Consider the following 370-nt stretch of genomic DNA (forward strand, 5'->3'; position numbering starts at 1 on the left):
GGGTTGGCAGCTAAGGCTATCGGATTGCCTGCTGCGAACCCAATCCGACTCCTCGGACGCCGCGATGCTCGGCATCGGGCCGTCCGGCCGCGGCAATGGTAGGAAAGGGGGTTGTGACCATTCAGAGCGGGGCGACCGAGGAGCCGACCAACCCGAGCGACGACGTGGTCGAGGTGGTCAGCAAGCTGATCCGGTTCGACACCACCAACACCGGCGAACCCGAGACCACCAAGGGCGAGGCCGAGTGCGCCCAATGGGTCGCCGAGCAGCTCGCCGAGGTCGGCTACGCCCCGCAGTATGTCGAATCGGGCGCCCCCGGCCGCGGCAACGTCTTCGTCCGCCTGCCCGGCGCCGACCCCTCGCGCGGTGG

1 pseudogene is annotated in these 370 nt (G+C 69.5%); it reads left to right on the forward strand.

Going from position 1 to position 370, the window contains the following annotated elements:
* Nucleotides 1-95: 95 nt before the first annotated feature.
* Nucleotides 96-370, forward strand: a pseudogene (locus KHA85_RS17300) (M20/M25/M40 family metallo-hydrolase); the annotation flags it as partial.

It is taken from the genome of Dietzia massiliensis (assembly GCF_018390595.1).
GTDB classification, from domain to species: Bacteria; Actinomycetota; Actinomycetes; order Mycobacteriales; family Mycobacteriaceae; genus Dietzia; species Dietzia massiliensis.